Origin of the sequence: Plantibacter sp. CFBP 8804 (genome assembly GCF_014841225.1) — a bacterium.
Taxonomy (GTDB): domain Bacteria; phylum Actinomycetota; class Actinomycetes; order Actinomycetales; family Microbacteriaceae; genus Plantibacter; species Plantibacter auratus.
The window spans coordinates 421,733-444,878 of record NZ_JACYTU010000002.1 but is presented as its reverse complement, the minus strand read 5'-3'; the positions used below and the strand labels follow the sequence as shown (position 1 = coordinate 444,878).

Annotated in this window: 21 protein-coding genes; 10 read left to right on the top strand and 11 right to left on the bottom strand. The window is 69.3% G+C overall.

The features are described 5' to 3' along the window. Nucleotides 1–21 precede the first annotated feature (21 nt). The gene (locus IFU11_RS07415) at nucleotides 22–504 is read right to left on the bottom strand and encodes an OsmC family protein (RefSeq protein WP_192018560.1); all 483 of its coding nucleotides are present in this window, start codon (nucleotides 502–504) and stop codon (nucleotides 22–24) included. Between the two features lie 82 nt (nucleotides 505–586). Here IFU11_RS07415 and gabT point away from each other — a divergent pair, with 82 nt between their 5' ends. Together gabT and IFU11_RS07405 are read left to right on the top strand one after the other, a co-directional pair. Further along, nucleotides 587–1,960, top strand: coding sequence for a 4-aminobutyrate--2-oxoglutarate transaminase (gene gabT / locus IFU11_RS07410; RefSeq protein WP_192018559.1), 1,374 nt, complete (start codon nucleotides 587–589; stop codon nucleotides 1,958–1,960). Further along, nucleotides 1,957–2,961, top strand: a complete 1,005-nt coding sequence (locus IFU11_RS07405; protein WP_192018558.1) for an asparaginase — start codon at nucleotides 1,957–1,959, stop codon at nucleotides 2,959–2,961. Before gabT ends, IFU11_RS07405 begins: the two co-directional genes overlap by 4 nt. A gap of 31 nt (nucleotides 2,962–2,992) precedes the next feature. Here the strand turns inward: IFU11_RS07405 and IFU11_RS07400 are convergent, their stop codons facing one another. Further along, complete coding sequence (locus tag IFU11_RS07400; protein ID WP_192018557.1) at nucleotides 2,993–6,043, bottom strand: FtsK/SpoIIIE domain-containing protein; 3,051 nt, start codon at nucleotides 6,041–6,043, stop codon at nucleotides 2,993–2,995. Nucleotides 6,044–6,134: 91 nt separating this feature from the next. Continuing rightward, nucleotides 6,135–6,929 (bottom strand): PP2C family protein-serine/threonine phosphatase, encoded by a 795-nt coding sequence (locus IFU11_RS07395; protein WP_229939081.1) that lies wholly within the window; start codon nucleotides 6,927–6,929, stop codon nucleotides 6,135–6,137. Between the two features lie 193 nt (nucleotides 6,930–7,122). Here IFU11_RS07395 and IFU11_RS07390 point away from each other — a divergent pair, with 193 nt between their 5' ends. The 3 genes from IFU11_RS07390 (at nucleotide 7,123) to IFU11_RS07380 (ending at nucleotide 10,585) form a co-directional block, all read left to right on the top strand. Beyond that, a complete protein-coding gene (locus tag IFU11_RS07390) occupies nucleotides 7,123–7,605 on the top strand; it encodes an Lrp/AsnC family transcriptional regulator (protein WP_064295326.1) in 483 nt (160 codons plus the stop codon). Nucleotides 7,606–7,679: 74 nt separating this feature from the next. Further along, complete coding sequence (locus tag IFU11_RS07385; RefSeq protein ID WP_192018556.1) at nucleotides 7,680–9,416, top strand: sensor histidine kinase; 1,737 nt, start codon at nucleotides 7,680–7,682, stop codon at nucleotides 9,414–9,416. Continuing rightward, on the top strand, nucleotides 9,413–10,585 hold the full coding sequence (locus IFU11_RS07380; protein WP_079707181.1) for a diguanylate cyclase domain-containing protein: 1,173 nt from the start codon (nucleotides 9,413–9,415) through the stop codon (nucleotides 10,583–10,585). The genes IFU11_RS07385 and IFU11_RS07380 overlap by 4 nt, the downstream gene beginning before the upstream one ends. A 19-nt stretch (nucleotides 10,586–10,604) precedes the next feature. Here the strand turns inward: IFU11_RS07380 and IFU11_RS07375 are convergent, their stop codons facing one another. Further along, nucleotides 10,605–11,243: a hypothetical protein gene (locus tag IFU11_RS07375; protein WP_244631687.1), complete on the bottom strand. Its 639-nt coding sequence runs from the start codon at nucleotides 11,241–11,243 to the stop codon at nucleotides 10,605–10,607. A gap of 199 nt (nucleotides 11,244–11,442) precedes the next feature. On the opposite strand from IFU11_RS07375, the gene IFU11_RS07370 reads away from it, so the two are divergent. Continuing rightward, nucleotides 11,443–12,939 carry a glycosyltransferase gene (locus tag IFU11_RS07370; protein WP_079707182.1) on the top strand — a complete coding sequence of 499 codons (1,497 nt, stop codon included), beginning with the start codon at nucleotides 11,443–11,445 and terminating at the stop codon, nucleotides 12,937–12,939. Further along, a complete protein-coding gene (locus IFU11_RS07365; RefSeq protein ID WP_137243289.1) occupies nucleotides 12,936–13,313 on the top strand; it encodes a hypothetical protein in 378 nt (125 codons plus the stop codon). The genes IFU11_RS07370 and IFU11_RS07365 overlap by 4 nt, the downstream gene beginning before the upstream one ends. A gap of 64 nt (nucleotides 13,314–13,377) precedes the next feature. Here the strand turns inward: IFU11_RS07365 and IFU11_RS07360 are convergent, their stop codons facing one another. Next, nucleotides 13,378–14,316 carry a response regulator transcription factor gene (locus IFU11_RS07360; RefSeq protein WP_371742739.1) on the bottom strand — a complete coding sequence of 313 codons (939 nt, stop codon included), beginning with the start codon at nucleotides 14,314–14,316 and terminating at the stop codon, nucleotides 13,378–13,380. 55 nt (nucleotides 14,317–14,371) lie between these two features. Then, the gene (locus IFU11_RS07355; RefSeq protein WP_161578601.1) at nucleotides 14,372–15,433 is read right to left on the bottom strand and encodes a glycoside hydrolase family 6 protein; all 1,062 of its coding nucleotides are present in this window, start codon (nucleotides 15,431–15,433) and stop codon (nucleotides 14,372–14,374) included. Between the two features lie 263 nt (nucleotides 15,434–15,696). Between IFU11_RS07355 and IFU11_RS07350 the strand changes: the two genes are divergently transcribed. Further along, the gene (locus IFU11_RS07350) at nucleotides 15,697–17,463 is read left to right on the top strand and encodes a BCCT family transporter (RefSeq protein WP_371742738.1); all 1,767 of its coding nucleotides are present in this window, start codon (nucleotides 15,697–15,699) and stop codon (nucleotides 17,461–17,463) included. Nucleotides 17,464–17,472: 9 nt separating this feature from the next. Here the strand turns inward: IFU11_RS07350 and IFU11_RS07345 are convergent, their stop codons facing one another. Next, on the bottom strand, nucleotides 17,473–18,441 hold the full coding sequence (locus IFU11_RS07345; protein WP_192018555.1) for an aldo/keto reductase: 969 nt from the start codon (nucleotides 18,439–18,441) through the stop codon (nucleotides 17,473–17,475). Nucleotides 18,442–18,549: 108 nt separating this feature from the next. Between IFU11_RS07345 and IFU11_RS07340 the strand changes: the two genes are divergently transcribed. Beyond that, nucleotides 18,550–19,098 carry a methylated-DNA--[protein]-cysteine S-methyltransferase gene (locus IFU11_RS07340; RefSeq protein WP_240044035.1) on the top strand — a complete coding sequence of 183 codons (549 nt, stop codon included), beginning with the start codon at nucleotides 18,550–18,552 and terminating at the stop codon, nucleotides 19,096–19,098. Then, the gene (locus IFU11_RS07335; RefSeq protein ID WP_137243293.1) at nucleotides 19,095–19,682 is read left to right on the top strand and encodes a DNA-3-methyladenine glycosylase I; all 588 of its coding nucleotides are present in this window, start codon (nucleotides 19,095–19,097) and stop codon (nucleotides 19,680–19,682) included. The genes IFU11_RS07340 and IFU11_RS07335 overlap by 4 nt, the downstream gene beginning before the upstream one ends. 10 nt (nucleotides 19,683–19,692) lie before the next feature. Here IFU11_RS07335 and IFU11_RS07330 read toward each other — a convergent pair whose 3' ends face one another. From IFU11_RS07330 to IFU11_RS07315, 4 genes are read right to left on the bottom strand one after another with little or no spacing between them, the layout of a single operon-like run. Further along, nucleotides 19,693–20,454: a YaaA family protein gene (locus IFU11_RS07330; RefSeq protein ID WP_137243294.1), complete on the bottom strand. Its 762-nt coding sequence runs from the start codon at nucleotides 20,452–20,454 to the stop codon at nucleotides 19,693–19,695. A gap of 4 nt (nucleotides 20,455–20,458) precedes the next feature. Then, a complete protein-coding gene (locus tag IFU11_RS07325) occupies nucleotides 20,459–20,734 on the bottom strand; it encodes a F0F1 ATP synthase subunit epsilon (protein ID WP_064295316.1) in 276 nt (91 codons plus the stop codon). A 2-nt stretch (nucleotides 20,735–20,736) separates the two neighbouring features. Further along, nucleotides 20,737–22,203, bottom strand: a complete 1,467-nt coding sequence (atpD, locus tag IFU11_RS07320; protein ID WP_064295315.1) for a F0F1 ATP synthase subunit beta — start codon at nucleotides 22,201–22,203, stop codon at nucleotides 20,737–20,739. A gap of 47 nt (nucleotides 22,204–22,250) precedes the next feature. After that, nucleotides 22,251–23,144, bottom strand: coding sequence for a F0F1 ATP synthase subunit gamma (locus IFU11_RS07315; protein ID WP_064295314.1), 894 nt, complete (start codon nucleotides 23,142–23,144; stop codon nucleotides 22,251–22,253). Nucleotides 23,145–23,146: the final 2 nt, after the last annotated feature.

Sequence of the window (23,146 nt, the reverse complement as noted above, 5' to 3'; positions counted from 1 at the left end):
GCCGCGGCGTCGGTCCACTCCTCAGGTGGTCGTCGCGACGACGATCGTCGGCTCATGACGGACCGGGAAGTTCACCGAGTTGGCGATGAAGCACAGCTCGTTCGCGCGGGCGTGCCCTGCACGCGCCGCCTCGACCATCGACGCATCGGCGACCGTGACCTGCGGACGCAGGACCACCTCCGTGAACGCACCGCTGCCCGCGCCGTCCTCGACCATGGTCCCGACGGCGTCGTCCGTGTAGGCCGTCACCACGACACCGAGGGTCACGGCGACGTGCAGGTAGGACAGGAGATGGCACTGGGCGAGGGCCGCGAGGAGCAGCTCCTCGGGGTTCCATCGACCCGGGTCGCCGCGGAACGGTTTGTCGGCCGAGCCCTCGAGGTCGTGCTTCCCGGCGGCCGTCACCGTGAGCGCCCGTGAGTAGTCCCGGTACCCGCTCGTGCCCGTCCCGAGGTCTCCGTCCCAGCGGACGCCGATGGTGTAGTCGTGGTGGCCCGTGATCATGCCACCAGTATCCCACTGGCCTCCCCACAGCGGCCCGCGTTCGCGGCCCCGCTGTCGGGAGGTCGCGCTACGCTGGAGGACTATGACTGACACGCTCGACACCACGGACCAGACGACCGCCTCCGCCCCCAGCGTGACGCAGGAGCGTCGCATCGTGACGGCCGTCCCGGGCCCGCGCTCGCAGGCGCTGCACGCCCGCCGGACCGCGGTCGTGTCCGATGGCGTGTCGAGTGTCCTCCCGGTGTACATCGAGCGCGCGCACGGCGCGATCGTCGTCGACGTCGACGGCAACCAGTTCATCGACCTCGGTGCCGGTATCGGTGTCACCACCATCGGCCACACGGAGTCCTCCGTGGTCGGCGCCGTCCAGAACCAGGCGGCCGACGTCCTGCACACCCTGTTCACGATCACCCCCTACGAGGAGTACGTGCGCGTCGCGGAGCTGCTCGCCGAGCACACCCCGGGCGACTTCGCGAAGAAGTCGGTGCTCGTGAACTCGGGCGCCGAGGCGGTCGAGAACGGCGTGAAGATCGCTCGCAAGTACACCGGTCGGCGGGCTGTCGCGGTGCTCGACCACGGCTACCACGGTCGCACCAACCTCACGATGGCGATGAACTACAAGGCCGCCCCCTACGCGACCGGCTACGGTCCGTTCGCCGGCGACGTCTACCACGCCCCCAACTCCTACCCCTACCACGACGGCCTGTCCGGAGCTGCGGCTGCGGCCCGCACCATCGCCTACCTCGAGAAGCGCATCGGCGCCACCGACCTCGCGTGCCTCGTCGTCGAGCCGATCCAGGGCGAGGGCGGCTTCGTCGTCCCCGCGGAGGGCTACCTCCCCGCGCTCCAGGAGTGGTGCACGGCCAACGGCGTCGTGTTCATCGCCGACGAGATCCAGAGCGGCATGGCGCGCACGGGCGAGTACTTCGCGAGCTCGCACTTCGGCCTCGTCCCCGACCTCGTGCTGAGCGCGAAGGGCATCGCCGGCGGTCTTCCGCTCGCCGCGGTCACGGGACGCGCCGAGATCATGGACGCGAGCCAGCCCGGCGGCCTCGGCGGCACCTTCGGCGGCAACCCCGTCGCGTGTGCCGCGTCGGTCGCGGTCTTCGAGTCGATCGAGTCCCGTGGTCTCCTGGCCGAAGCGGATCGCATCGGTGCCACCCTGACGGCAGCGCTGCTCGAGCTCCAGGGCAAGTACGACATCATCGGCGACGTCCGCGGCATCGGCGCGATGATCGCGATGGAACTCGTCCAGCCGGGTACCGCCTCGACGACGAAGGAGCCCAACCCGGCCGCCGTCAGCGCCATCGCCGCAGCCGCCGCGCAGCAGGGCGTGCTCGTCCTCACCGCCGGCACCTACGGCAACGTCCTCCGTTTCCTCCCGAGCCTCGCCGTCTCCGACGAGCTCATCGCGGACGCGATGACGGTCATCGATCAGGCGCTCGCAGCACTGTGAACACGGCGGTCCCCCAGACCTTCGGCGTCGCGGACGCGGTGGAGTTGGCCGTCGTCGAGCGCAGCGGCTTCATCGAGTCACGTCACGCCGGATCGGCGATCGTCCTCGGGCCCGAGGGCGAGGTCCTCGCGAGCCTCGGAGCACCGGACGCACCGGTCTTCCCCCGCTCGTGCCTCAAGCCCTTCCAGGCGATCACGATCATGAACGCCGGGGTGTCCCTCGAGGGCGCTCAGGCCGTGCTCGCGACCGCGAGCCATGCGGGCACCCGGAAGCACGTCCAGGTCGTGCGCAGTATGCTCGGCCGGGCTCGGATCGAAGACTCGGCGTTGCAGTGCCCGGCCGATTGGCCCGGTGATCGCGCGTCCCGCGACGAGCTGGTCCGGGACGGCCTCGGCACGAGCCCCCTGTACATGAACTGTTCCGGCAAGCACGCGGCCATGCTGCTCGCCTGCGCGCAGAACGGGTGGGACCAGGCGACGTATCTCGAGCCCGACCATCCGTTGCAGCTCGCCGTCCGCGACACCGTCGAGCGCTTCACCGGCGAGAAGCCCGCCGCCAGCGGGGTCGACGGCTGCGGGGCGCCGGTGTACGCCGTCTCCTTGACCGGACTCGCACGTGGCATCGGACGCGTCGTCAACTCCTCCCCCACCTCGCCGTTCGCCCTGTACCGGAACGCCGGGCTGCTCACGGCTGCGGTGCTCGCCAACGGCTGGGCGCTCGACGGACCAGGCCGGGCGAACACGCTCGTCATCGAACGCCTCGGCCTGTTCGCGAAGCTCGGGGCGGAAGGCGTGATGGTCATGTCAGCACCCGGCGGCGCGACCGTCGCGCTCAAGGTCCTCGACGGCTCGCTCCGGGCCTCGACGATCGTCGCGCTCCGGCTGCTCGTCTCGGTCGGAGCACTCGATGCGGCCGCCGTCGACGCCCTCGAGCCGGAACTCGACCTGGCCATCCACGGCGGAGCCGCCGTCGTCGGCCGGATCGCCGTCACCACGGTCTGATCGCCCGGCCGACAGCCTCAGTGCCTTCGGGTCAGGAGCCGAGCAGGTCCACACGCATCGCCTCCTGTCCGGCCCGCCACCACCAGGCACGGCCGCTCGCATAGCCGAGGAGCGGCGGGAGTTCACGGCTCCTGGTCACCTGCCGGAAGTCGGCGGCGGAGCAGCCGTGGACCACCAGGTCGGCACCGGCGGTGCTCGGCGGAAGGTCTCGCCCGACGACCAACCGGCCCGACAGCCACGTCTCGGGGTCGACGAGGACGACGATCGCGGCGTCGTCCTCCAGGACGTCGCTCTCGACGCCCGCGACGCCCGCGAGCGGTGCGGACGGGAACAGCTGCGCTGCCGGTTCGATGAGCCGCACGCGTAGCTCCGTCCCGGTCGAGCGCTGCAGCATCGCCCGGACCGCTCCGGTCGCGCGCGTGACGATGACGGTCGCGCGTGCCGGGCTCGGCCGCCAGCGGTGGACCCCGGGCGCAGAGGACGGTGACGTCGGCGACGGTGGAGCGAGCGCGATCTGCACCTCCGAGTCCTGCCAGTGCGCGCGGCCGGCGGGTCGGCGTGGATCGAAGCAGGAGGCGGGTGCGCCGGCGACGAGATGATCCTGCCGATCGGCGAGGCGGAGGACCAGGGTGCTGCCCAGCTGAGCCGAGAACCGGTGGACCACACCGCCGAGCCGGGAGGCGACGAGGACGACGCTGATGCCGCGGCGTCCCCCGTCTCGAAGCAGGCCGAGCAGTGCATCGCGGAGTGCGGCGCCGTGCTCGTCCCCGGCGGTGGCGAGGAGCGACTCCACGTCGTCGACGAGCAGGAGGGTGCGCTCGGTCGGGCGGAGCGGATCCGACAGCGCCATGACGGTGTCCCAGGCCTGCTCGGCATCCTGGCCGACGCGCTCCACGCGGAAGCGATCGCGCGCGCCGACCTCGAGCGTGTCCAGCAGGGTCGTTCGACCGGAACGTCCGGTGCCGAGCACCAGCAGCGAGCCGTCGTGCTCCGGACACCACACCGCGGGGCGTTGTGCCTGCTCCTCGGGGAGGTCCGCGAGGCCGAACACGATACCCTCCCCGGGAGGACAGTCGACACCGGTGCTCTCCGAGCCTCCGGCACGTCCCGCCTCGATCGCCGAGACAGCGCTCAAGGCCAGGCGTGCCGGCAGGGGGTCCAGCCATGGTCGCCGAGGTGCAGGCGCGTCGCGCCAGCGCTCACGGACCGCGAGGATGTCGTCGGACGTGGTGACCGCGGACTGGAACACGAGTCGTCGGTCGCCGTTCCAGACGATGCAGCGGCCCGGTGTTCCGGCCGGGATCGCGGCCGCATCGGGCACACCGAGGATCGCGGCGCTGTCGGGGCGCGAGGTGACCCGGAGCGAGAGGCGGAGCGTGCAGTTCGCGAGGATGGCGTCGGCGGCGACCGCCGCAGGACGCTGACTGCAGAGGATCAGATGCAGGCCGAGTGATCGCCCGCGGGCCGCGAGGTCGGCGAACACCTGATGGAGGTGCGGGCTCGCGTCGAGCAGTGCCTGGAACTCGTCGACGACGACGACGAGCCGTGCCGGGCGATGCTCCGGCAGGAGCACGGGGTCGAGCAGGTGCCGCGCCCCGTGTCCGGCGAGCACACGCTCGCGGTGGCGCAGCTCGGCACGCAGACTCGACACGACGCGGTCCGCCGCTCCCGGTTCGAGGTCGGTCACCATCCCGACCACGTGCGGCAGAGTCTCCACCGCTTGGAATGAGGCGCCGCCCTTGCAGTCGACGAGGAGCAGGGAGAGCTCCTGCGGCGAGCACTGCGCGGCGAGAGCCGTGATCCAGGTGATGAGCAGCTCGCTCTTGCCGCTCCCGGTCGTGCCGCCGACCAGTGCATGGGGTCCGTCCGCTCCGAGGTCCAGCAGCTGCACGCCCTCGACGCCGGTGCCGACGGCGACCCGGAGCGCATCGGGCCGCCAGTCGGATCCCACCGACGGGCGACGGCCCCGCACCGGATGCACCTGCGCGAAGGCGACGTCGGTCGGCAGACTCGAGAGGGTCGGGGACTCCCCCGTCGTGAGTGCGGCGGCGGTGAGCGCCTCGACGACGTGTTCCGCTTCGGCCTCCGCGAGCAGGGTTGGCGACACCGGCACGGACGTGGAGGCGCCGGTACCGTCGGCGAGGACGGTCTGGCCGTCGGTATCGAGGACGAGCAGGTGTCGGCAGCGGGTAGGGATGAGCTCGACAGTGTCGGACAGGGCGACGAGTACACCGCCGGTCGGCGGGCGTCCTTCCGATCGCCCCGCGGCGGACCCGACCGCTTCCCAGCGTTCGACGACCGAGACGAGGGTCGGCTCCGCCGGTCGCCCACCGGGCATCGGGTCGGCGGGGTCCGAGACCGCACGGTGTGGGAGGTCCTCGAGGAACGCCCAGGTGCGGTCGTCGGGAGCCGCGGGCTCACCGGAGAACTGCGCTGCCTGCGGCGGGAGCTGTCGGGCGAGCTGCAGGAGGATGCTGCGGGCCACCGCGCGCGCGAACACCTTCCCACCGACGATGCCGATCCCCTCGACCGCCTCGACCACGACCGGCGCCTCGGACAGCCGTGCCGCCCACTCCCATCGGTCGTCGTCCGCCCCCGCGTCCACTCGGACGGCACTCCTCGTCTCCCCTCGCCCGACGCAGACGAGCGTGCGGCGGGCCTCCGGTACCCGCCACCTGGCACGATCGGGTCCGTCGATGACCCCGAGGAGCCGACCGGCAGGGTGGAGTGCTCGCAGTTCCTCGCGTTCCTCGACGTGTGCTCGCGCGATGTCCTGCTCCAGCTCCTGCGCCGCAGCGTCATACGCCGCGCGCGCCCGCCGTCCGCGCCGACGTCTGGTCCAGCGTGCGTCGATGTAGCCGGCGACGGCGATGAGGGGCCCGAGCGCGGCGAAGACGAGGGTCACGGGTGAGCCGGTGATCGCGAACAGGGCGACCGACCCGACGACCGGGGCGAGACTTGCGAGGATCGGGAGCGACCCGGTGGGCGGCTCTGCCGGCGGGCTGGGGGCACGGAGGCGGGCCGGCGTCGTCGCGGGCCGGTGCGAGGTGGTCGCGGAGGGCGTCACGTCCGAAGGGCTCATGGCTCCACTGGAGCACCCTGCGGCCCTGACCGGCTGACGGGACGGTCCGACCGGGCGCGAAGCCCGCGCGAGCAGCGGCTGTGGAGCGGGCTCAGGAGGCGGGCTGCTCGACGCTCTCGTCGACCGCCGCGATGTCGAGCACGATGACCGAGACGTTGTCGCGTCCGCCGTTGTCGAGGGCGGCACGCAGGAGGAGTTCGGCCGCGTCGACCGGCGTGGCCCCCTCGGTCAGGAAGTACCAGATCCCGTGGTCGGTGAGTTCCTTCGTGAGCCCGTCCGAGCAGACGAGCCATCGGGCACCGGTCTCGATCGGGAAGAGCTCGACGTCAGGCACGGGGTCGTCCGACGGTCCGACGGCCCGGGTGATCATGTTGCTGTTCGGGTGGAACTCCGCCTCCTCCGGGCTGATCGCTCCCGCGCGGATCAGCTCCTGGACGATCGAGTGGTCTTCGGTGACCTGAACCAGCTCGCCGTCCTGCAGCCGGTACACCCTGGAGTCGCCGATGTTGAAGACCGCGACGCGCCCCTCGCCCTCGTCGGCCGTCAGCACGACACCGGTGACGGTGGTGCCCATGCCGAGTTCGCCCTCCTCCGCGGTGTCGATCATGTCCGCGACGGCCATGCGCAGCGCGTCGACGAGGCCGTCGACGGTGAGGATCTCGGCTCCCTCGGTGGCCTTGGTCAGGCGGTGCGCGACCGCGGCACTCGCGACCTCGCCGGCGGAGTGCCCACCCATGCCGTCGGCCACGGCGAACACGGGAGGGAGCGCCACGAAGGCGTCCTCGTTCAACTCGCGTCGCTTGCCGACATCGGTCATGCCGGCCCACGCGAGTGAGACTCGACGCCCGCCGGGCAGCGTGACGATCCGTTGCCCGTGCTCGGTCACGTCTGCTCCTCTAATACGGCTGGCGGTGGCTGATGCACCCTCGACGATAGTACGGTACCGGCCGACCGCAGGACCGCCCCACCCGGCTCGGCGGATTCCGTCCGGGGATCGGCGACGACGGATCCGGACGCCGGGGTCGGTCGGTCCTGCGGATCCGCTTGCCGCGACCCGTCCACGCTGTCATGATCGACGCATGACACGAGCGAGCTCCGATGCACCGGCGAAGGCGGCGCCGCCCGACGACACCTCGAAGGCGATCATCGAGCAGCTCCAGACCGACGGACGCCGCTCCTACGCCGAGATCGGGAAGGCCGTCGGACTCAGCGAGGCCGCGGTGCGGCAACGGGTGCAGAAACTCACGGAGTCCGGCGTCATCCAGATCGTCGCGGTGACCGACCCGATGCAGCTCGGGTTCACCCGACAGGCGATGATCGGCGTCCGGGTGACCGGTGACACCCGCGTGGTCGCGGACCGCCTGTCGGCGTTGTCGGCCGTCGACTACGTCGTCCTGACCGCCGGCTCCTTCGACCTGCTGGTCGAAGTGGTCTGCGAGGACGACGAGGAACTGATCGCGCTGCTGAACGACGAGATCCGCACCGTCGACGGTGTCTCCGGAACGGAGACCTTCGTCTACCTGCGCCTGCACAAGCAGCTCTACGACTGGGGCACCCGCTAGAGGGGATCCCCGCACCGGCGCAAGCCGTCCCCAGTATGACGTTCCGCCACCCCCGACAGAGGTACGCTCAACCCATGCCCGCGAAGCCGATCGGAGAACGGACTCCCCCGTCCGGCCCGTCGGCGTCGGGTGACACCGCCTCGGCACCCGGTCTCGCGGACACCGGGCCCACGAGAACGGGCCCGCACGCGGTCGAGGTCCCACGACGCGTCGGTCGGATGACCGGCTACAGCGCCTTCCCACAGCTGCTCTTCGGCCTGGCAGTCGTCGCCATCCTCTTCGCCACGCTCCTGTTCCAGGGCGTCGACGACAACTCCGTCCTCTTCTACATCGGGGTGATCCTGGCGTTCATCGCGACGGCGCTCGCGCCGATCGTGCCGTGGCACCAGGTGCCGCGGCTCCTCATCGCGCTCCCGATCCTCGACATCATCGCCATCGCGCTCATCCGGCAAGGCGAACCCCTGATCGGCGCGGGACTCCTCTGGGTCTTCCCGACCATCTGGATGGCGACGGCCTTCGGCCTCGCAGGTGCCATCACCGCCATCGTGCTCGTCTGCACCTCGAGCTGGTCCACGCTCGCGATGACGCCGGGACAGATCACCATCGCCAACCTGCCGGCGCTCGTCATCCTGCCCACGGTCCTCGCGTTCGTCGCCGTCTCCACCGCGATGACCGCGAAGCGGACGGAGGCGCAGCGCGTGCTGCTGAACAAGCAGGCCGGACAGCTCGAGACCGCCCTGGGGCGTGCACAGGACCAGGAGAGCCGCCTCGCGGAGATCCTGAACGCCGTGAACTTCGGCGTCGTCCGCTTCGACCGCATCGGAGCCCGGGCGATGGTCAACCGGTTCCAGACGCGGCTGCAGGACGAGGTCGGCGAGCTGTCCGACGTCAATCCCGCACTCCCGGTGTGGGCCGAGGACGGACTGACCCTCCTCCAGCCGCAGGACAAGCCGTACATCCGTGCACGCCGTGGTGAGGAGTTCGAGAACCTCACGGTGTGGCTCGGCGCCCCCGGTACCGAGCGGATCGCCCTCGCCCTCACCTCCCGCCGCCTCTACGACCACGAGGGCGGCTACGACGGCACGGTGCTCGTCTCACGCAACGTCACGAGCGAGATCAACGCGATCCGCGCCAGGGACGACCTCGTGGCCTCCGTGTCGCACGAGCTCCGGACGCCGCTGACGTCGATCCTCGGGTACCTCGACCTCGCGCTCGACGACCCGGGGCTCCCACCGCGGGTCGCGAAGCAGCTCACGATCGCCCAGACGAACGGCGATCGACTCCTCGAACTCATCGCGGACATCCTCGCAGCCTCCCGCGACGTGAACCGGACCATGGTGCTCGAACGCTCCGAGTGCGAGCTCCGGGAGATCGTCGACCGCTCGGTCGAGTCGTTGGCGCACGTGGCCGCCGAACGGAGCATCACCATCGTGCGCCACGACGAGGAGGCCGTGCCGTTGTTCGCCGACCCGTTCCGCCTCCGGCAGGTCGTCGACAACCTGCTCTCGAACGGCATCAAGTACAACCGGGACGGCGGCGAGCTGAGCGTCGGTGTCACCGCGGAGGGCGACACCGCCTGGGTCATCGTGCGGGACACCGGCATCGGCATCTCCGAGGAGGACCAACCGAAGCTCTTCGAGCGGTTCTTCCGCTCCGACCTCGTCCGCAACTCCACGGTGCACGGCAGCGGTCTCGGCCTCGCGATCAGTCGGGACATCGTCCGTCTGCACGGCGGCGACCTCACCGTCCACAGCGTGCTCGGTGAGGGCACGACCGCGGTCGTCCGTATTCCGAGAGGCGGCACCGAATGACCTTCGACAGCCAGACCGTCGCGGTGATCAACGCGCTCGTCATCTTCGTCTGCGGCGCGACGTTCATCGTCAACACCTTCATGCGGAAGGACGACGCGAGCGGGAGGGTGTGGTCCGTGTCCTACATGGCCGGGATGTTCACCAGCTTCTCCTACGTCGTCAGCGCCCTGAGCCAGGAGGCCTGGTGGGCGATCGCCGCCGGGAACGGTGGATACGTGCTGAGCATCGCCGCCCTGTGGTCCGGCGCGCGGCTCTTCAACGGCAAATCGAGTCTGCTCTGGGTCTCACTCATCGGGACGGCGGTCACGATCGTCGCCGCGCTCGCCGCCGGCCCCTCGGGAGGCCCCTGGGCGGGCGCGCCTGCGACGTTCCTCTGCATCGCCCTCTTCGCGGGCCTCGGCGCGGCTGAGACGCTCGTCGGCGCGATGCGGGACAACCCGACCACCCGTGGTTTCACCATCGTGCTCGGCATCGCGTCGGCGTTCTTCGCGGCTCGGCTGGTCGCACTCCTCGTGGAGGGGCCGGACGGTTCGTTGTTCACGACGCTCTTCGGGACCGTGGCCGCCTCGCTGCTGCTCATCGCGCTCCTCATCGTCGCGACCGTGGTGCTCTCGGTCCTGCGGGCCGAGCGCGCCGCACCCGCCAGCCGACGGCACGGGAGCATCGTCGCGTACACGGGCGACGACGTCCTCCTCCAGGAGTCCTTCGTCCGGATCGTCGACGACTGGCTGGAACGGGCGAACTTCCATGACGAGCAGCTCGCGATCCTCCACGTCCGGCTCGACGACCTCGATGAGATGAAGACGGCGTTCGGAGCAGCGTTCAGCAGTGAGGTCGCCGAGGGGTTCATCTCCTCGGTCCGTCGGTACGGCCCGACGCTCTCCGACATCGGCGAGGACGGCGCGGGGTGTCTCCTGATCGCGACCCCCGCAACGGACGCCGACGTCGCGCTCCAGGCGGCCAAGGGCATCCAGGACGGCCTGCTCGACCACCCCGTCGAGACCACGCCGCGCCTGCGCCCGACGGCCAGCATCGGGATCGCTCTGACCGACTACCTCGGGTACGACGTCGCCGTCCTCACGCGTGCCGCCAGCGACGCCAGCCTGCGTGCCGCAGCGTCCGGCGGGAACCGCACGGTCCTCGCCTCGTCCTCGCCGACGGGCCGCTGACGGATCGGATCGAGCTCGGTCAGGCGGGCGGGGCGATCGCGATGGTCAGGGTGTCCACCGCAGTCTGCTTCGCATATTCGGCGGACGTCGGCGTCGCCTGCACCAGCAGCTCGTAGGTGATCGTCAAGGTGACGCCGGTCGCGGAGCTGTCCACCTCGGGGAGGACGAACGTCTGGCTGTAGCTGTACGGTGCCTTGATGAGGTACCCCGGTGCCACCGTCGACTGGTCGGTGAACGGGGCAGGCGACTCCAGCTGCCCCTTCGGTCCGTGGACGGTCGTGGTGAGCGTCACCCGCGAGAGATAGAGCGCCTGGAGGTCGTCGGGGTTGAGCACGCCGCTGAGCGAGAAGCTCACCGGTTTGTTGACGTCCGCGGTCCACGCGTCCATCGACAGTGTGGACCAGTAGTCGACCGTGAGGGTGGCGGAGCCCGCCGTGAGCGTGTGCTTGGCACTCCCGCTCCCGAGTTCGTTGGTGATCGCACTCACCGTCGGCCTCGGTGTCTTCGACACGCGCGGCGAGCTGGTCGGCTGCGCGCCCGGCTCCTCCCACGGAGGCGTCCCGCAGGCGCTCAGCCCGAGGACGAGCGCGGCGGCGGTCGCGGCCTGGAGGGCGTGCCTGACGTGCCGGTTCCGGACCGGGCTTGGGTGGTTCGACATGAGGCTCCTGGCGGGTGTCGGAGGGATGATCGAGTGACCCTCGAGGGTCCGAATGACCCACGAACTGGGGCCAGCGCGAATCTTGAGGAAATCCTGAGCCGACGCTATCGCATTCACGCGCGAAAGCCGCGCCCAACGCGGCAGAGTTGCAACTGCAGCGCGAACCGTTGCACTCGACCCACTCGGAACAGGACCCCTGATGTCAGAACTCGAAGCGCGACCGGACAGCTCTCGGCCCAACGCCCAGCAGCCTGACCCTCGGTACATTCAGACGCAGCCGCTTCTCGCGCCCGAACTTGAAGCGTATGCCAACGAATTCATCGACTCGGTCAACTCGCTCCCCGAGTACCGCGCGACCATCGGGTGCATCATCCCCGCCTACAACGAGGAGGAGTCGCTGCCGGCGGTGCTCGCGTCCCTCCTCGAGCAGACGCGGATGCCCGATGTGATCCATGTGGTCATCAACAACACCACGGACCGGTCGGTCGACGTCGCCGCGCCCTACGCCGGCCCGCACTCCCGGGTCGACGAGGACGGCTACGAGCAGTTCACCGAGGTGTTCATCCACGACATCGGGAAGAACCCCGACAAGAAGGTGGGCGCGCTCAACTACGGCTTCACGCTCGTCGAGGGCTACGACTACCTGCTCGGTGTCGACGGTGACACGGTCGCCGACCCGACCGCGATCGAGTCGCTCGAAGCCGAGATCGTCTCGGACAGTCGCATCGGCGGCATCTCCGCGATCTTCTCGATCGACGACGAGCCGTTCAAGAAGCAGCTCGTCCCGGCGTTCCTCATCGCCGGCCAGCGCACGCAGTTCGCCGCGTTCAACATGCAGAACATGCTCCGAGGCCGCAACATGGCCGTGCTCGGCGGGCAGTACTCGATCTTCTCCGTCCAGGCCCTGCGCGACGCCATGGAGCAGAACCACCAGTCCACCCCGTGGGTGAAGGACTCCGAGGTGGAGGACTCGCTCCTGTCGCTGCAGATCAAGAGCGCCGGCTACCTCACGAAGATCAGCGCCCGTGCCCGTGCCGACGTCGGCGGGATGACCACGGTCCGCTCCCTCGACGCCCAGCAGGTCAAGTGGAACTACGGCGCGATCGAGCTCATGTGGCCCGGCCAGCGCGGCGACACCAAGGGGCAGCCGTTCCACCCGAACCTCCGACTGCGGTGGCTCGAGAACGCGGAGATGCTCCTCAACATCGTCACGCGCATCCTCTTCGTCGTGCTGCTCGCCGGGTCGCTGTCGATCCACGCCTTCGTGTTCAGCCCCGTGTGGCTCATCCCGCCGCTGGTCGCGATCTTCCTCAACCTGCGCATCGCGCTGTCGATGAAGAAGCGGAACGCCCGCGACATCCTCTTCGCGGTCCTCATCTTCCCAGCCGAGTTCTACATGTGGATCCGCATGGGCCACTTCATCCGTGCCTGGTCGAAGTTCGCGTCGAACAAGAAGGTCGACAACTGGGCCGAGCAGGCGAAGGCAGAACGTGGCTCGGGCAACGCGCACCTCGCGCCGCTCCTGTTCGTCCTCGCCGCCATCATCGCGATCGTCGCCGCCTGGACCCAGCTCTCCCCCGTCGTCCAGTCCACGATCCTCTGGGCGGGCTGGCCGGTCCTCGGCGTCATCACCGTGCTGCAGACGCTCAGCATGTTCGGCAAGCTCATCCGTCGTCAGCGCGGCTACCGCGTGTGACGTCCCCCGACCCGGGCACGGTCGACGCCGACGAACTGCGCAGGTTGCTCCGAGAACTCTCGGGCGACCTGCGCAGTCGTCGTCGGTTCGTCCAGACCTACGTCGAGATGTGGCCCACCCGTCTGGCACGTCTGGGAGCGGCGCTCGACGCGCATGACACCGACGAGTCCAAGGTCGTCCTCCTCAGCATCCGCTCCTCCAGCGTCATGCTGGGCGTGATCGGGGTGGCCGGACTCGCGAGTGCCGGTCTCCAGGCGATCGAGCTGGGGCGACTCGAACGCGCACGCGAGATCCACACCGCCCTCCAGGAGGTCGGCCGCCGCAGCTGCGAACGACTGCTCGAACTCGACGCGGCAGACGCAGCGGAATCCTGAGCTCCGTCCACCAGGCGTCGTTGGTCGCCGGCGAGGCTCCGTCGCGGTCGGGACCGCGGTGGTCTCAGTCGTCGGAGGTCATGCGGTAGCCGACGCCGCGCACCGTCTCGATGAACCGCGGGGCCACGGTGCTGTCCGCGAGCTTCCGTCGCAGGTTGGCGAGATGCACCTCGATCGCACGCTTGTCGGCTTCGCTGACGTAGTAGGCCGTGATGTAGCTCTCGCCACGGAGCATGAGCGCGAGGTCCGCCTTGCTGCGCACCCGACGGCGGGACTCCATCAGTGCCTGCAACAGGTCGAACTCGCTCCGCGTGAGGTCGACCTCGGTGCCGTCGACCTCGACGATGCGGGTGGCCGAGCTGAGCTTCAGACCGCGGTGGACGAGCCACCCCTCGCCGTCGTCGGGCGCTGCGGCAGCCGGTTGCATGATGATCGGGACGACCGACTGACCGACGGGAGCGGCATGACGCGCGACGGTCTCGTGGACGATCGTGGGGTCGGGCGACGACACCTGCTGCTGCAGCGGCGGAGTCGCGACCTGAGCGACGGGAGCCGGCGCGACCGCGGTCGGAGCCGGTTGCGCCGGTGCCGCCGCGGCGACGGCCGGAGCATCACCGTTCGCGCGAGGCCGACGCAGCATCGCCTCGATGCGGGCACGGAGCTCGCGCGGACGGAAGGGCTTGGTCATGTAGTCGTCGGCGCCGGAGTCGAGGCCCTGCAGGGTGTCGATCTCGTCGCCTCGGGCGGTCAGCATGACGATGTAGGTGGAGCTGATGGCGCGGATGCGCTTGGCAGCCTCGAAGCCGTCGATACCCGGCATGCTGACGTCGAGGGTCGTGACGAGGGGGTTGTGCCTCCGCACCGCCTCGACGCCGTCCAGACCGTTCGCAGCGGACACGGTCTCGAATCCGGCCTGCTCGAGAACGGTCTCGAGCAGTTGGCGGATGTCCGCGTCGTCTTCGATGACGACCGCGGTCCGACGTTCGCTCAGCTCTTCGGTCACGATGCCCCTACCCGTTCCACCCGTCAGCGACGTGCCGGATGTAGCCGTTGCCGACTCACCACGCGCTGAATCCCTTGGCCAGTTGCACGGCCTGCTCCGGCCACCATACCCCAGCAAGGGGGCCACCGTTGCACGCTCCGTCGCTCTCGCCGGGGGCTTTCACCCAGAGGTTCGCGTCGAGGTGTTCGGCCTGCGCGGTGAGGGGCTGCTGCCCCACCGTCCGGCCGGACGGGTTGCACCATTCGCCGTTCGAGCCACTGCCGTTCCGAGAGGTGTCGATCACGTAATGGGCGCCGTCGAGGAGGCCGCTCAGTTCCTCCGCATAGGCGATCTCGTCCTCGGTCGTGTTGTAGTTGGAGACGTTGGTGGCGAAGCCCGTTGCGTCGGCGACACCGGCCTCCCGGAGGAGCTCGGCCATCTCGGCGGGCGGTCGCCAGTCGGAGTGGCCGCCGTCGAGGTACACGGGGACCGATGCGTCCGCGAACTGCTCGGTCGCGGCTGCAAGTTGCCGCATCCGCGCGGTGCGGTCACCGCAGTCCGGCGCGAGCGCGACGGCATCCGGTTCGAGGATCACGGCGACGCGGTGATCCGCGACGGCGGCGACGATCTCGGCGACCCAGTCCTGGTACTCGTCGCTCGACAACCCACCGGCGGACTGGTTGCCGCAGTCCCGCTCCGGCACGCCGTAGACCGTGAAGACCGGCATGGACCCGGAGCGCTCGGCGGACCGGACGACCTCGGAGACGGTGTCCCGGACGGTTCCGATCGGGTAGCGCTCCGGCACGAGCCAGATCGCGGTCGGCTCCGCCGCGAGCCGCTCCGCCGCTGCGAGCTGTTGGGCGACGTCGCTCGGGTCGCCGTTCGAACCGCCGCTCGTCCCGGCCGTGGCGGAACTCGTCGGTTCCTCGGTCGCGGCCGCCGGATCGGCTGCGGCGGCTCGGGCGGCAAGCGAGGACGGATCGACGTACAACTGCGCTCCGTCGAACGGGCCGGCAGCGGCGTTCGGGACGCGGCTCACGAGCGACACCGCGAGCGCACCGCCGGCGAGGAGGACGGCGACGACGCCGAGGGCGACGGCCGTCCGGGTACGTCGTCGGTCGCGGGGCGTTCTCGGCACGGATCCTCCTGCATGGTCATCCGCAATTGTGCCCGACAAAGCCTCGCCACGGTGCCGATTCGCTCGAATCCGTGCCCCGAGTGGGGGTGGGCGCGATGTCCGAGAGGCACCGACGCGTCCGGGACCGCCCAGCCGGTCGACGAGCGCGCACGCCGGACTGCACACCAGGGCCCGCTGCGCAACGTTGTCCGGATCGCCGCGGCTCCCTACCCTTGATGATCGTGGCGACGCAGGGTCGCCCGCACGGCCCGAGGAGCGCACACGTGAGCACGAAGACCATCCCCACCTCCGACGCGGCGGCTGGTGGCGCCCCCGCGAAGGTCATCCCCTGGGTGCTCGGGCCGGCCCTCGTGGTCATCCTCGGTGTCGCGCTGTTCTCGATCCTGCTCCCGAAACAGGCCGAGTCCGTCTTCAACGCCATCCAGTCCGGGATCATCGGAGGCCTCGGGTGGTACTACGTCCTGCTCGTCGCCGGGTTCGTCATCGTGGCGATCGTCTTCGCCGTCTCGAAGTTCGGCGACATCAAGCTCGGCAAGGACGACGACGAACCGGAGTTCTCGCTCCTGTCCTGGTTCTCCATGCTGTTCGCCGCCGGAATGGGGATCGGTCTGGTCTTCTACGGTGTCGGTGAGCCGCTCACACACTTCCTCGAGCCGCGCCCCGGGGTCACGGGCTCCCAGCAGTCCCTGGCCCAGCAGGCCATGAGTCAGACCTATCTCCACTGGGGACTCCACGCCTGGTCGATCTACGCGGTCGTGGGTGTGGCGCTGGCGTACGCCGTGCACCGCAAGGGGCGCCCGATGTCGATCCGGTGGTCGATCGAGCCGTTGCTCGGCAAGCGCGTGCAGGGCGGCTGGGGCAATGCGATCGACGCGATCGCCGTCATCGGTACCGTGTTCGGCGTCGCGACCTCGCTCGGCCTCGGTGTGCTGCAGATCTCCGCGGGGCTCGGGTACACGGGCATCGCCGAACCGAACATCGTCACGCAGGTCATCCTCATCCTCGTGATCACCGGCGTCACGATCTTCTCCCTCGTCTCCGGCGTGCACAAGGGCATGAAGTGGATCTCGAACACCAACCTCGTCCTCGCGGCGCTGCTGCTGTTCTTCGTCCTGTTCGCCGGCCCGACGCTGTTCCTGTTGCGCGAGTGGGTGCAGTCGATGGGCGCGTACCTCCAGAACGTGGTCGGACTCACCTTCAACGTCTCCGCGTACCAGGGTGCTGCGGGCGAGGCCTGGCAGTCCTCGTGGACGACCTTCTACTGGGGCTGGTGGATGTCGTGGGCACCCTTCGTCGGCGTCTTCATCGCCCGCATCTCGAAGGGACGCACCGTGCGGCAGTTCGTGCTCGGCGTCCTGCTCGTCCCGACCCTCGTGACCTTCCTCTGGTTCGCCGTACTCGGCGGCACCGCCATCATGCAGTCACTGGAGGGGCGTGACTTCAGCGGTGCGGACGGTCCCGTCGACCTGAACACCGCCCTGTTCAACATGCTCGCCGGCCTGCCCGGTGGATCGATCGCGACCGTCGGCGCCCTGCTGCTCATCCTCCTGTTCTTCGTGACCTCGGCCGACTCGGGATCGCTCGTGATGGGCATGCTCACGACCGGCGGGACGGAGCCGAGGAACCGGGTCCGGATCGCCTGGGCACTCGTGACGAGCCTCCTGGCCATCTCGCTGCTCATCGCGGGCGGTCTCGCATCGATGCAGACGGCGGCCATCATCACCGCGCTGCCCTTCAGCGTCGTGATCATCCTCATGTGCGTCTCCTCGTTCAAGGCGTTCGGCATCGAGGTGCGGCGGGAGCAGCGGGCGAAGCGCCGTCTGTTCGCCGCAGAGCTCACCGAGAGCGTCTCAGCCGACGTGAGCGAACAGCTGTCGGATCAGGTCTCGGAGCAGGTCACGGAGCACTTCGGCACGATGACCGCCCAGCTCGACCTCCGGCAGCTCGCGTCTCCGGACGCCCCGGGATCATCGGCCGTGTCCTCGGACCCGCGGAAGCAGGACCCGAAGCAGCCCCGCTCGAAGGACTGACCGGGCGACTCAACCGACGGGGAAGCGGTCCGAGATCCAGGCCGCTTCCTCGGCGGTCGGCGACCATGCCGAACCGGCCGCCGCGTTCGCACGGATCTGTTCCGGAGTGGTCGCGCCGGCGATGACACTCGTGAGCCCGTCCTGGGCGAGCAACCAGCCGAAGGTCGCCTCGAGCATGGAGATGCCGCGCTCGTCGCAGAAGGCCTGGTAGGCCTCGATCGCGTCCCAAGGTGCCGTGTCGAGCAGGTGCTTGCGCTGGCGCATGATGCGGCTGTCCGCCGGCCCGCCGTCACGGGAGAACTTCCCCGTGAACAGGCCGTTGTAGAGCGGGAAGTACGGGAGGAAGCCGACGCCGGCGGCGCGCATGGCCGGGAACAGCTCGCGCTCCGCGCCCCGGACGAGCAGGCTGTACTCGTTCTGGGCCGAGATGAAGGCGGGGTGGCCGGCGGTGCGAGCCGCCCAGTCCGCCTCGGTCAGCTGCCAACCGGCGAAGTTCGAGTGGCCGGCGTAGCGGATCTTCCCCTCCTGGACGAGCTCGTCCAGGGCCGCGATCGTCTCCTCGATCGGCGTGAACGGGTCGGGGGTGTGCAGCTGGTACAGGTCGATCCAGTCGGTGCCCAGGCGGCGGAGCGAGCCCTCGACCGCGAGCCGGATGTAGCGACGGGAGCCCTTGGCCCCCCAGTTCGGGATCGGGCTCTCGTAGTCCACATGGCCGAACTTGGTCGCGAGCACGATCTCATCCCGCCGTCCGACGATCGCCTGCCCGAGGAGTTGTTCGCTCAGCCCGTACTCCCGGCCGTAGATGTCGGCGGTGTCGAAGAGGGTGACCCCGGCGTCGATGGCCGCGCCGACGACGGCTCGCGTGCCGTCCAGGTTCTCGGTGACCGTGCCCTCGCGTCCGAAGTTGTTGCAGCCGATGCCGACCGCTGAGACGAGGAGGCCGCTGCGACCGAGTGGGCGATAGCTGAGATCAGACATGCATCCAGGCTAGCCCGAGCGTCCTCCACAGGCACCCGTCGGCCCCTGGTGTCGCGGCCAGGCCCACGTGACGCATCGCGCCGATCACGGGCTTCCTACGCTCGGTGCATGACCACACACCTCACCATCACCGATCCCGTACTCCCCTGCTCCGTCATCGCCGACCCGACCGCCGAGGGCTTCCTCCGGATGCCGACACCGGTGGGGCGGATCGAGCTCCGCTCCGTCGACGACGCGGTCTCAGCCGTGCGCTTCGAGCACCACGGGCGACTCCCGCTCGACGGGGTGGACGAACGCCCCACCGCGGTCCTCCTCGACGCCGCTGAGCAGATCGACGAGTACTTCCGCGGACGACGCACCGTGTTCGACCTCCCGCTCGTCACGACCGGCACGCCGTTCCAGCAGGCGGTCTGGTCGGCGCTCGGCGAGGTGCCGTTCGGCGACTCCATCGGGTACGGCGCCCTTGCGGCCACGGCCGGCGCCCCGCAGGGCGGCCGGGCGGCCGGCCAGGCGGTTCGGGCGAACACCATCGCGCTCCTCATCCCCTGTCATCGCGTCCTCGGAACCGGGCGGATCGTGACGGGCTATTCTGGCGGAGACGGACCGGCCACCAAACGCTGGCTCCTCGACCACGAAGGGATCCCGTACCGCCGATGAGTCCAGCCTCCCCGACCATCGTCGGCACCGACGGTCTGACCCGCTGCGCCTGGGCGGGGACGGACGCGGAGTACCAGCGCTATCACGACGAGGAGTGGGGCGTGCCGCTCCACGGACAGCGGCAGGTCTTCGAGAAGATCAGTCTCGAAGGGTTCCAGGCCGGGCTCTCCTGGATCACGATCCTTCGGAAGCGACCGGCGTTCCGGGAACGGTTCCACGGCTTCGACCTCGACGCCGTCGCAGCCATGACGGAGGCGGATGTCGAGAGCCTCCTCGATGACGCCCGGATCATCCGGCACCGCGGGAAGATCAACGCGGTCATCGGCAATGCCCGCACCGCCCTCGAGCTGGGCGACGACCTGGACGAGCTCCTCTGGAGCTTCGCTCCCCCGCCACGGCCCGTGCGGTTCGCCCAGTGGACCGAGGTCCCCGCGGTGACCCCCGAGTCCACCGCGCTCAGCGCCCACCTGCGGAAGCGCGGCTACCGGTTCGTCGGCCCGACGACGATGTACGCCCTCATGCAGTCCGGAGGGCTCGTCGACGACCACCTCGTCGGCTGCTGGCGCTCCGAGAGCGCTCCCTGATCCGGAGGGGTCAGACGACGAGGGCGAGCTCGGTCACCCGACCGTCGTCGGCATGGGCGTGGACGTCGAGCACCCATCCGGTCGATCGCGCCCAGTCGAGCAACGAGTCGACATCAGGGTGGTCCACACCGGCCTCCAAGAGCGCGCGGATGAACCGGCCCTTACCCTGCTTGTTGAAGTGGTTGAGCGCGCGACGGCGGCCATCGTCGCCGACCGTGAGCACGCGCAGGTAGACGGCCCCGACGCGATCCGGCAACGGCCCGAGCGCCGCGTAACCTTCCGAGCGCAGGTCCAGCAAGACACCCTGGACGCCGTCCAGCTCGCGCGCGACCGGCACCGCCCAGTGACGTTTCAGGACGAACCCGGGGAGCCTGGAGTCGTGGGAGAGTCGATACGCCGGAATGGGATCGAGCGCGCCGACCGGGCCGAGCAACGCCGAGTGCACGACCAGGTGCTCAGCGGCGAAGCGTCGCGCGTCCGCTGAGAGCGTGGCTGCTTCGAGCGCGTCGTACAGCACCCCCGTATACCGGTCGATCGCCGGCATCGTCGCGGCCGTCGCCGCCTCGCGGTTGCGCTGGACCTCACCGAGCTGCTTGGGGCCGAGCTTCAGAGCCTTCACCGTCGCGGTCTCATCGGCAGCGAGCGACACCAGGGCATCGACGACATCGTTCCGGGACGAGGAGAGCCCTGGAAACCGCAGCAGGGCGGTGTCCAGGGCTCGTCCGTCGCCGCCGTCCCGCTTCGTCTCCGAAGGGGGAAGGAGGATCAGCACCGAATCAGGAGCTGGTCACGAGCGTGGCGTTGCCGGCCACGACGGTGACGGTGTTGTTCTCGACCGACAGGAAGCCGTCTTCAGCGTTCGCGACGATCTTCGAGCCGTCTTCGAGCGTGACACGGACCTCACCGGCGGCGAGGATGGCCAGCATCGGCTCGTGGCCGGGCAGGATACCGATCTCGCCGTCAACGGTCTTCGCGATCAGCTGGCGTGCCGGGCCCGACCACACTTCGTGGTCGGCCGCGACGACGCTCACGGTCAGAGGAGCGGAGGCCATGACTAGCCGTTCTCCTTCTGGATCTGAGCCCACTTCTCTTCGACGTCGGAGATGGCACCGACGTTGAAGAAGGCCTGCTCGGCCACGTGGTCGAACTCACCCTTGGCGATGGCGTCGAACGACTCGATCGTCTCCTTGAGCGGAACGGTCGAACCCTCGACACCGGTGAACTTCTTCGCCATGTAGGTGTTCTGCGAGAGGAACTGCTGGATCCGGCGCGCACGCGACACCGTGATCTTGTCTTCCTCGGAGAGCTCGTCGACACCGAGGATGGCGATGATCTCCTGCAGTTCCTTGTTCTTCTGGAGGATCTGCTTGACCGTGGTGGCGACGCGGTAGTGGTCGGCACCCAGGTAGCGGGGGTCGAGGATACGGCTCGTCGAGGTCAGCGGGTCGACGGCCGGGTACAGACCCTTCGACGCGATCTCACGGGAGAGCTCGGTCGTCGCGTCGAGGTGCGCGAAGGTGGTCGCCGGTGCCGGGTCGGTGTAGTCGTCGGCGGGGACGTAGATCGCCTGCAGCGAGGTGATCGAGTGACCACGCGTCGAGGTGATGCGCTCCTGGAGGAGACCCATCTCGTCTGCGAGGTTCGGCTGGTACCCCACGGCGGACGGCATACGACCGAGCAGGGTCGACACCTCGGAACCGGCCTGGGTGAAGCGGAAGATGTTGTCGATGAAGAGCAGCACGTCCTGCTTCTGGACGTCGCGGAAGTACTCCGCCATCGTCAGCGCGGAGAGGGCGACGCGGAGACGCGTTCCCGGCGGCTCGTCCATCTGGCCGAACACGAGGGCCGTCTTCTCGAAGACACCCGCCTCTTCCATCTCGTGGATGAGGTCGTTGCCCTCACGGGTGCGCTCACCGACGCCGGCGAACACCGACACACCACCGTGGTCCTGCGCGACGCGCTGGATCATCTCCTGGATGAGGACGGTCTTGCCGACACCGGCACCACCGAACAGACCGATCTTGCCACCGAGGACGTACGGCGTCAGGAGGTCGATGACCTTGATGCCGGTCTCGAACAGCTGCGTCTTCGATTCGAGCTGGTCGAACGACGGCGGCTGGCGGTGGATCGGCCAGCGCTCGGTGATCTCGATCTGCTCGCCGGGCTCGGCGTTGAGCACCTCGCCGATGACGTTGAAGACCTTGCCCTTGGTGACGTCGCCGACGGGCACCGAGATGGGCGAACCCGTGTCGGTGACCTCCTGGCCGCGGACGAGGCCGTCCGTCGGGTTCAGGGCGATGGCGCGCACGAGGTCGTCGCCGAGGTGCTGTGCGACCTCGAGCGTGAGGACCATCGTCTGCTCGCCGATCACGACGCTGGTCTTCAGGGCGTTGTAGATGCCCGGGATCGCGTCGTGCGGGAACTCGATGTCGACGACCGGGCCGGTGACGCGGGAGATGCGGCCGACGGCGCCGGCCTTCACCTCTGCAGCGCCCTGCTCGGCAGTTGCGGTGGGAGTCATGTTCTTCTCTTCTCTGTCTCTACAGATACGTGTGCGTGTTGCGATGACTAGGACGAGAGCGCGTCTGCGCCGCCAACGATTTCGGAAATCTGCTGGGTAATCTCGGCCTGCCTCGCGTTGTTGCGGAGGCGGGTGTAGTCGGTGATGAGCTTGTCGGCGTTGTCGCTGGCCGACTTCATCGCCTTCTGCGTCGCGGCGTGCTTCGCGGCGGAGGACTGCAACAGCGCGTTGAAGATCCGGCTCTCGATGTAGTTCGGGAGCAGTGCATCGAGCACGCTCTCGGCATCCGGCTCGAACTCGTACAGCGGCAGCACAGCGGTGTCGGTGGGCTCCTCGACGCCTTCGACGACCTCGAGCGGCAGGAGACGGACGACCTCGGGGGTCTGCGTCATCATGCTCACGAGGCGGTTGTAGACGATGTGGATCTCGTCGACGCCACCCTCGGAGGCGTCCGTGAGGAACGCCTTGAGGATGGACTCGCTGATCTCCTGCGCCGTGGCGAAGTCGGGGTTCTCCGTGTTGCCGACCCACTCCCCTGCAGCCTGCATCCGTCGGAACGTGAAGTAGGCGACGGCCTTCCGGCCCACGAGGTAGTGCGTGACGTCCTTACCCTGGCTACGCAGGAGCTCGGTCAGCTCGGCGGCCTCACGGAGGACCTGCGAGTTGAAGGCGCCGGCGAGGCCTCGGTCGGATGCGAACACGACGACCGCAGCCCGCTCAACCTTCTCCGGCTCGGTCGTGAGCACGTGGTCGACGTTGGAGTACGTCGCGACGGCGGACACGGCACGAGTGATCGCACGAGAATAGGGTCCGGATGCCGCCACCCGCGCCTGCGCCTTCTGGATGCGCGACGCGGCGATGAGCTCCATCGCCTTCGTGATCTTCTTGGTCGTCTGCGCAGACTTGATCTTCTGCGTGTAGACCCGGAGTTGAGCGCCCATGG

Coding starts and splice junctions, on each gene's coding strand:
- IFU11_RS07415 (WP_192018560.1), bottom strand. CDS start 504: ATGATCACGGGCCACCACGACTACACCATCGGCGTCCGCTGGGACGGA.
- gabT (WP_192018559.1), top strand. CDS start 587: ATGACTGACACGCTCGACACCACGGACCAGACGACCGCCTCCGCCCCC.
- IFU11_RS07400 (WP_192018557.1), bottom strand. CDS start 6,043: ATGAGCCCTTCGGACGTGACGCCCTCCGCGACCACCTCGCACCGGCCC.
- IFU11_RS07390 (WP_064295326.1), top strand. CDS start 7,123: ATGACACGAGCGAGCTCCGATGCACCGGCGAAGGCGGCGCCGCCCGAC.
- IFU11_RS07385 (WP_192018556.1), top strand. CDS start 7,680: ATGCCCGCGAAGCCGATCGGAGAACGGACTCCCCCGTCCGGCCCGTCG.
- IFU11_RS07380 (WP_079707181.1), top strand. CDS start 9,413: ATGACCTTCGACAGCCAGACCGTCGCGGTGATCAACGCGCTCGTCATC.
- IFU11_RS07375 (WP_244631687.1), bottom strand. CDS start 11,243: ATGTCGAACCACCCAAGCCCGGTCCGGAACCGGCACGTCAGGCACGCC.
- IFU11_RS07370 (WP_079707182.1), top strand. CDS start 11,443: ATGTCAGAACTCGAAGCGCGACCGGACAGCTCTCGGCCCAACGCCCAG.
- IFU11_RS07345 (WP_192018555.1), bottom strand. CDS start 18,441: ATGTCTGATCTCAGCTATCGCCCACTCGGTCGCAGCGGCCTCCTCGTC.
- IFU11_RS07340 (WP_240044035.1), top strand. CDS start 18,550: ATGACCACACACCTCACCATCACCGATCCCGTACTCCCCTGCTCCGTC.
- IFU11_RS07335 (WP_137243293.1), top strand. CDS start 19,095: ATGAGTCCAGCCTCCCCGACCATCGTCGGCACCGACGGTCTGACCCGC.
- IFU11_RS07325 (WP_064295316.1), bottom strand. CDS start 20,734: ATGGCCTCCGCTCCTCTGACCGTGAGCGTCGTCGCGGCCGACCACGAA.
- atpD (WP_064295315.1), bottom strand. CDS start 22,203: ATGACTCCCACCGCAACTGCCGAGCAGGGCGCTGCAGAGGTGAAGGCC.
- IFU11_RS07315 (WP_064295314.1), bottom strand. CDS start 23,144: ATGGGCGCTCAACTCCGGGTCTACACGCAGAAGATCAAGTCTGCGCAG.